6 protein-coding genes and 1 pseudogene are annotated in these 7,910 nt (G+C 69.6%); 2 read left to right on the plus strand and 5 right to left on the minus strand.

Features of this window, described 5'->3' with window-relative positions:
* The 5 genes and pseudogenes from BLS99_RS27555 to BLS99_RS25385 form a co-directional block, all read right to left on the minus strand.
* A partial coding sequence (locus BLS99_RS27555) for a fasciclin domain-containing protein (RefSeq protein WP_091054539.1) occupies nucleotides 1-464 on the minus strand: 464 nt, incomplete at its 3' end.
* A 241-nt stretch (nucleotides 465-705) separates the two neighbouring features.
* On the minus strand, nucleotides 706-1,539 hold the full coding sequence (locus tag BLS99_RS25365; RefSeq protein ID WP_176953538.1) for a carbohydrate ABC transporter permease: 834 nt from the start codon (nucleotides 1,537-1,539) through the stop codon (nucleotides 706-708).
* A 5-nt stretch (nucleotides 1,540-1,544) separates the two neighbouring features.
* Nucleotides 1,545-2,396: a carbohydrate ABC transporter permease gene (locus BLS99_RS25370; RefSeq protein WP_176953539.1), complete on the minus strand. Its 852-nt coding sequence runs from the start codon at nucleotides 2,394-2,396 to the stop codon at nucleotides 1,545-1,547.
* Between the two features lie 102 nt (nucleotides 2,397-2,498).
* Nucleotides 2,499-3,824, minus strand: a pseudogene (locus BLS99_RS27240) (ABC transporter substrate-binding protein).
* Between the two features lie 43 nt (nucleotides 3,825-3,867).
* Nucleotides 3,868-5,487 (minus strand): FAD-dependent oxidoreductase, encoded by a 1,620-nt coding sequence (locus BLS99_RS25385; RefSeq protein WP_091054537.1) that lies wholly within the window; start codon nucleotides 5,485-5,487, stop codon nucleotides 3,868-3,870.
* 55 nt (nucleotides 5,488-5,542) lie between these two features.
* On the opposite strand from BLS99_RS25385, the gene BLS99_RS25390 reads away from it, so the two are divergent.
* A complete protein-coding gene (locus tag BLS99_RS25390; protein WP_091054538.1) occupies nucleotides 5,543-6,346 on the plus strand; it encodes a helix-turn-helix transcriptional regulator in 804 nt (267 codons plus the stop codon).
* Between the two features lie 374 nt (nucleotides 6,347-6,720).
* Nucleotides 6,721-7,910 (plus strand): hypothetical protein (locus tag BLS99_RS25395; protein ID WP_143034955.1); only part of this gene is annotated, 1,190 nt, incomplete at its 3' end.

Genomic DNA, 7,910 nt, shown 5'->3' on the forward strand with positions numbered 1-7,910 from the left:
AGCTGGCCGGGCACGACGTGGTAGGTGAGGATGCTGGTGAGCGTCTCCTGGTCGGCGAGGACGGCGTTGAGGTCGGCCTCGGGGATCTTGGCGAAGGCGTCGTTGGTGGGCGCGAAGACGGTGATGTCCTCGGCCGAGTTGAGCGTGTCGACCAGGTCGGCCTCGCCCACCGCGGTGACGAGCGTGGACAGGACCGGGTTGTTGGACGCGGCGGTGGCGACCGGGTCGTCGGCCATGCCGGTGAAGGAGCCCTCCCCGTCGGCCGGGACCGCCGAGCACGCCGCACCGAACTCCCCAGCCGGCGTCATCTCCTCGGTGGTCTCCTCCATCGTCTCCTCGGTCGCCATGGCGTCGTCGGAGGCGTCCTCGCTGCCGGAGTCGTCGGATCCGCACGCCGACAGCGCGATCGCGAAGCCGGCGGCCACGGCGAGCGCTCCGGTGCGGGTCAGGAGTCGATTGCGCATCTTCATTGCCTCTCAGATCGGGTATCGGCCACAGACGCGCTCGGCGCCCGGCCATGTCTGAGATTCGGCACCAGGGTGGCCGCGGATGGGTCCGGATCCAAGTTTCTTTGCACCGTTCACCCTCACGGCTACAACCCGCAGTTCAGGTGTCAGCGATGAGGCACATCGAGCAGCGCGAGGGCGGGGCGCCCGTTTCCGGATGCCCCGCCCGATGTCACTTCACGATGCCGGTTGCGGGTCGCTATTTCACCGCGCCGGCGGTGAGGCCGGAGATGACTTGGCGCTGGAGGATCAGGAAGATGGCGATGGGGACCAGCATCACGAGCGTCGCCCCGGCGACGGCGCCGGTGACGTTGAATCCGAACTGGGACTTGAACCCCGCGAGCGCGAGCTGGACGTTCTGGTTCTCCCGCGACATCAGCAGGAGGTTGGCGAAGAAGAACTCGTTCCATATGTTCACGAACGCCACCACCCCCGCGGTCGCCAGGGCCGGGCGCGCCAGCGGGAGGACCACTCGGAACAGGGTCGTGAAGTAGCCGGCGCCGTCGATCATCGCCGCCTCCTCCAATTCGCGCGGCGTCGAGATGAGGAACGACCGGAGCACCACGAACGTGAACGGGAACTGGAGTGCGGCGTAGAGGACCACCATGCCCGCCCGCGAGTCGAACATCCCCAGTTCTCGCACCACGAAGAACACCGGCGTGGCCATCCCCACCAACGGCAGCGCGAGGGCGAGCGAGAACAGGGCCACGAGTGCGTTGCGCCCGAGGAAGGCGAACCTCGCCAGCGGGTAGGCGGCCAGGAATCCCGCCGACAGGGCGCCGAGGGTCCCCAGCCCCGCGTAGAGGAGGGTGTTGAGCAGGTAGTCGTGGAGTCGGATCTGCGTGAACACGTCGACGAAGCCCTGCAGGGTGAACGGCGCCGGCCAAAACCCGTCCCCGGTGAAGATCTGGTTGCCGGTCTTGAAGCTCGAGACCATCACCCACACCGTCGGCGCGAGCGACAGCAGGGCCGCGGCTCCGAGAAAGGTGTGGATCAGCGCGTTCGCCCACGCCGGCCGCTTCGTGCTCGCCATCGCCGTCACAGTGTCCGCTCCCCGATCCTGAAGGCTCGGCGGACGGTCAGGATCAGTACCAGTCCGATGAGGATGATGATCGATCCGATGGCGTTCGCGTAGCCCCATTGTCCGGCCACATAGGCGCGGTAGGCGTAGAGCGCGAGTGTCGCGGTCGCGTCGTCGGGTCCGCCGGCGGTCAGGATGAACACCAGGTCGAACATGCCGATGTCGACCAGCAGCCTGATGAGGATCGCCGTGCCGATGACGTTGCGCAGCAGCGGCAGGGTGATCCGCGTGAGCTGCTGCCAGGTCGTCGCGCCGTCGACCGACGCCGCTTCGTAGAGCTCGCGCGGGATCGAGGCGATCTCCGCCATCACGAGCACCACGACGAACCCGATGATGAACACGAAGGTCCCCGCGACGGCCCATCGTGCGGTCGCGGTCTCGAAGAGCCAGTCCCGCGCGCCCGGCATTCCCAGCGCGCCGAGGACGTTGTTGAGCAGCCCTGAGCGCGGGTTGTAGAACATGGAGAAGATCAGGGCGTACGCCGCGCCGGAGATCACGAACGGCACGAAGATGATCGTGCGCAGCGCCTTCCATCCGCGCGGGCGCAGTGCGAGGACCATGCCCACGGCGATGCCGAGCGGGACCTGGACGAGCACCGAGGCCGCGGCGTAGAACAGCGTGTTGCCGAACGCCTTGAAGAACACCGGGTCGGTGAACATCCTCCGGTAGTTCTCGGCGCCGGTCCACGTGAAGTCCAGGCCGCCCCACTCGGCGAACGCGGTGACCGCGAGGACGGCGAACGGCACGAGGAAGAACGTCCCGAACAGGACGAGCCCGGGCAGGAGGGAGAGGGCGACCGGTCCGCGCATGCCTCGGGGGACGGGTGTCCCGGCCGCGGCACGGGCGGGCCGCCTGCCCGGGCCGGCGGCCCGGCGCGTGAGCCTGTGCGAGGTGACGGTGCTCATGTGCGTCTAGAGCCCGTCCGCGCTGGAGTCGTCGGTCAGACGCTGGAGGAACTCGTCGGTCGTCATGTCGCCCTCCACGTATGCGGGCCAGAGGTTCTTCCAGGCCGAGTCGAGGCCCGCCGGGCCGAGCACCCGAGCGTGCGGGTAGCGGTAGGTCAGGTCTGCGGCCTCCGCGGCGAGACCGGTCGACAGCGGCTCCAGGTCGGCTGCCGCGGCGGCTTCGGGTGCGACCTGCACCGGTGGGTTCGCGCCGGTCTGCTCCGCCTGGGTCAGCACCTCCGCTTCGGAGGTCATGAACTTGACGAACGCCTCGACCGCTTCGGCTTCGCGCTCGTCGGCGGCCCCGGAGACCCATCCGGCGCCGGAGACGACGACCGAGCCCCGCTCGCCCTCGGTCCAGCCGGGTGCGGGCGCGTACCCGGTGTGCTCGTACAGGCCCGGTGCGGCCGCGTCGGTGCGCAGGTTGGTGCTGACGAACCACGGCCCGTTGGCGACCATCGCCGCCTCTTCGGTCAGGTAGGGGGCGGCGGCGTTCTGGAAGTCCCCGGAGAACGCGTCCGCGTTCACCCATCCTTCGAGGTGCCAGTCGCGCAACCGCTCGGTCGCTCGGACGACAGCGGGATCCTCCCCTCAGTCGCCGCTGTCGAGGATGTCCTCGGTCAGGAACGCCGTGCCGCCGTCCTGGGTGCCGATCAGGTTGGCCCACATGAGTTTGGTGGCCCAGTCGCCGTCCATCGCGATCGCGATCAGCCCCTGCGCCTCGAGCGCGGCCGCAAGGTCCTCGAACGCGTCCCAGGTGGTCGGGAACGCGTCGTACCCGGCCGCTTCGAGGAGCGCGGTGTTGTAGTAGATCCCGATGGCGTCGTGCTGCTGCGGGATGGCCCAGACCTGCCCGCCGGTTCCCTCCAGCGCGTCGAACGCCTCCTCGTGGAAGGTCGCGGCCCACGCCTCGTCGCCGTCGAGGGCGGGCGCGAAGTCGTGGAGCCTGCCGGTCTCCTGGAGCGCCTTGATCTCACCGGAGTTGAGCTGGAACAGGTCCGGCAGGTCTCCGGCGAGCGCCAGGCGCTGGTAGTACTGGAGCCGGTCGTCGCTCGACCCGGCGTTCGGGTTGTCGATCGTCTCGATCCGGTAGGTGCCGGCGTAGGCGTCGTTGAACCGCTGCGCCGCTTCGTGGTTGTACTGGAGGAACGGGTCGGTCGGGCTCTCCTGGCAGGTGGCGCAGGTGATGACCACCTCGCCGGAGTCGTCGGTGCCGGAACCGCATCCGGCGGTGCTCGCGAGCAGTGCCGTCGCGGCGGCAAGCGCCGCGATCATGCTTCTGGGTGTGCCCATGACGTCATCTCCTTTGATGATCCTGTTGAGGGGCCGGCGTGGTTCAGTAGCCGGCGATCCGCGGCCAGTGCCGCTCGATGCCGGCGTCGTCGAGTTCGCGGTGGAATTCCGCCAGCAGCGCCTCGCTGGCCCGGACCTGCCGCGGCGAGGTCTTGCGCTCGGTGCAGAACGCCGCGAGGTGGCCGGCGACCTCGCCGATGTTCCACTCCACCAGCGGCATCCGATAGGCGCCGTTGGTGATGTGCGTGGTGCCGATGTTCTTCGCGCCGGCCAGGAGGTTCTCGACGCGGACCGGGATCAGCGCACCCAGCGGCAGCTCGAACGGGCAGCAGCCGATGTCGATGTACGGGTCGCCGCCGGTGGAGGGGTGCAGGTCGATCCGGTACATGCCCACCCCGACGCTGTCGGGGTGGGCGACCGCGCCGGCCTCGCCGCGCACCGCGAGCGACAGCTCCTGCTCCACGATGGTGTGCTCGGCGCGGAGGCGCCGCGACTCCCTGATGTAGGGCGCCTTCGCCAGGCCGTCGGCGCTGTCGCCGAGGACGTCGCCGCGCAGGCGCAGCCCGGGCCAGCCGGTGCCGCCGTCGGGTCGCGGCACCTCGGTCTGGAGCCAGTACAGGAACGACCGGCTCAACTCCCGCGCCGCCCGCTCGTGCGCGGCGGCGTCGGGGTGGTCGAACACCGGCCCGCCCCAGTAGTCGATCTGCGGCCAGTTGACGAGGGTGAGGTCGCCCGGGTAGGTCCCGGGCCGGAAGTTCGCCCGTGCCGCGATCCGCCGGAACGTCCACAGGTTCCGGTCCATCGACCCGACCCGCCGGTCGTCGTAGTCGGGCCGGATGAGCGCCGGGTCGCCCTCGGGGTCGGGCACGAACATGTGCTGGACGGGCTGCCTGGTCTTCGGGTGCGGCGCGGTCAGCGACAGCTGGCCGTGGGGCCAGTCGAGGGCCCGCGCCGCCTTGAACCGGTCGTATCCGTCGGGCCGGTCGACGACGTGGTCCTCGCCGGGCCTGTGGTCGAGCGCGAAGCACACCGACACCGGCTGCATGTTCATCGGGTCGGCGACCTCGGGCGCGTGCGGCTCCCCGGTCTCGCCGCGTGCCTCGGCGCCGGTGACGTACTCGACGCCGGCGAGGGGCAGCAGCTCCCCGGTCTCGCTCGCGTCGACCACCCACTGCGCCGCGATCGCCGTGGTCTCGCCGGTCCGCCGGTCGCGTACCGTCACCGCCGTGATGCGGTCGCCGTCGGTCTCGGCACCGACCGGCTCGTGCTCCATGAGGACGCGCAGCAGCCCTGAGGCGCGCAGCGGCGCCACCATGGCCTCGATGACCGCGAGGGTCACCCGCGGCTCGTGGCACAGGTCGGAGACCTTCGCGCCGCCGGGATTGAACGCCCGCCGCGCCGCCGCGGCCTCGGTCAGCGGGTAGTGCCTGCGGTAGTACGCGCGCACGGCCTCCCGGTAGGCCCGGTAGGTCGCCGTGCACCCGAACCGCTCGATCCACACGTGCTCGTCCGGCGGCACCCCCTGCGTGGTGAGCACGCCGCCGAGCCAGTCGGTCGGCTCGGTGAGCGTCGTCCGGATGCCGCGACCGGCGGCGGTGACGGCGGCCAGGACGCCGCCCACGCCGCCCCCGACCACGAGGAGTTGTGTCTCAGTTTCACGCATGGAGTCATGACACCAGGATTCGACCTCTGCCGACATGGCTGTAATAGACTGATCTGTGTCCCAGTTTGATGCTCAGGCCCGCCGACTCCGCGTCGCCGACGCGACTGCGAGGCAGCTCGTGCAGCCCGCCGGGTCCCGCATCGGCCCGCGCCGCCGGCAGGAGATCCAGCTCATGCTCATCCACGCCGGTTCGATGCGCCTGCGCCTCGACGGCGGCCCTCCGCGCCAGGTCGCGGCCGGAGAGATCTGCCTGCTCCTGCCCGGGCACACCGAGGAGATCCGCTTCGACGGCGACGTCGACACCCACGAGACGCTCGTGCGCGGCCGCATGGAGCAGGCGACCGACCAGATGCGCGCCTGGCTCGAAGCACTGCGGCCCAACAGGACCCTCTCCTCGGCCCTGACCTACCTCGCCCGCGAGGCCGTCACCACCGAGCAGACCAGGCTCACCGCCGACGGCGCCCTCGTGGACGCGCTCGCGACCGCGCTGCTGTGGCGGTTCATCGCCGAGTTCAGGAACCTGCCCGCCGCACTGCCGGCCTCGATCGAGACCGCCCGCCTGTTCATCCACGACCACCTCGACCGGCCGGTGACGCTCACCGACATCGCCAGAGCCGCCTCGGTCACCCCGGCCCACCTGGTCCGGATGTTCCGCTCCCACATGGACACCACCCCGGTCCAGTACCTCTGGGACCGGCGCATCTCACTCGGCGTCGAACTGCTGACCTCCACCGGACTCACCGTCGGATCGATCGCGACCCGCTGCGGGTTCAAGACCAGCTTCCACTTCTCCCGCAAGGTCAAAGAGTCCACCGGTCTCTCGCCCACCGACCTGCGGACCTCCACCTCGCGCACCTGAGACCTTGCCGAGCGCATCTGCGGATCGAGACAGCGCCGGTGTGAGCCCGGGGCGCCAGCCGTCGCCGTCACCGATGCCTGGTGTCTGCAGGGCGACGCCGACCAGGCACATCGCCGGACCGCCAACGGCAGCAGATCTGATGCGTCGAGGTCGCCCCCGCCGACGTGGTCGCCACCGGCGGGTCTGCGTCCGCACGGCCGGTGTCCATCGGGATTGCAGCCTTCCATTGCCCAGCGGCATGGGCTGACGCTGGTTTGAGGCTGTCTTGACGCAGTGCGTCGTTAGCGTCGCATCTCGACCGGCTCGTGTGAGTCACCTCACCGATTGAGCTCCAGTGGGAGTGCCGGCGTCCCCTTGCAAGCGAGGAAACCTCGATGATTCGACGACTCACCCACACCAGACGATGGCTCCTCATCGTGGCGGCCGCAGTGGCCGCCATGGCGGTCTCGGCCCCTCCGGCGACCGCAGAATCCACACAGGACGTCGGTGTCCTGTGCACCGTCCCTTCAGGACACGATCCCGCGGTGATCGCGACCGTCTACCAGGTCGCCGCGAGCCGCCAGGTCTCGGACCGCGTGCTGCTGGCCGGCTTCGAGGCCGGCTGGATCGAATCCCACATGAACAACCTGCCCTGCGGCGACAGCGACTCGCTCGGCGTCTTCCAGCAGCGCCCCAGCCAGGGATGGGGCACCCCCGCGCAGATCATGAACGTCACGTACGCGTCGAACAAGTTCTTCGACGGCGCCATCGCGGCCGACCGGCAGTGCGCCTCGTGCACCGCCGGCCAGATCGCGCAGATGGTGCAGCGCTCGGCGCACCCCGAACGGTACGACCAGGCCGAGGCGAAGGCCAGAACCCTCATCGCCGCCGCGCGGGCGAGCGCTGTCGACCAGATCGGTCTGTACCGGCCCGAGAACGGGACGTTCTACTTCCCCGGGGGCGGTTCGGCGAGGCTCGGCGATGCCGGCATGGTGCCGTTGGCCGGGGACTGGAACCGCGACGGCGTCGACTCGATCGGCGTGTACAAAGAGGACAACCAGACGTTCTACCTGAAGAACTCGAACACCTCAGGGAACGCGGACGGTGCCTTCAGGTTCGGCAACAAGGGCGACATCCCGCTCGTAGGCGACTGGGACGGCGACGGGTACGACACCATCGCCGTGTACCGCCCGAGCAATCAGACGTTCTACCTCAAGAACCGCAACGACAACTCAGGGGAGGCCGACGGCGCCTTCAGGTTCGGGAGCGAAGGCGACATCCCGATCGCGGGGAACTGGGACGGCGACCAGTACGACACCATCGGCGTCTACCGGCCCGACAACCGGACCTTCTATCTCAAGAATCGCAACGACAACTCCGGAGACGCGGACGGCGCGTTCCACTTCGGGAACAACGGCGACCTTCCAGTGGTGGGCAACTGGGACGGCGACCCCTACGACACCATCGGCGTCTACCGGCCCGGGAATCGCACGTTCTACCTGAAGAACCGCAACGACAACTCCGGCGACCCCGACATCGTCAGGCAGTTCGGGAACTTCGACGACCTGCCCATCGCCGGACGCTG

This window comes from Glycomyces sambucus (assembly GCF_900102815.1).
In the GTDB taxonomy this organism is placed as follows: Bacteria; Actinomycetota; Actinomycetes; order Mycobacteriales; family Micromonosporaceae; genus Glycomyces; species Glycomyces sambucus.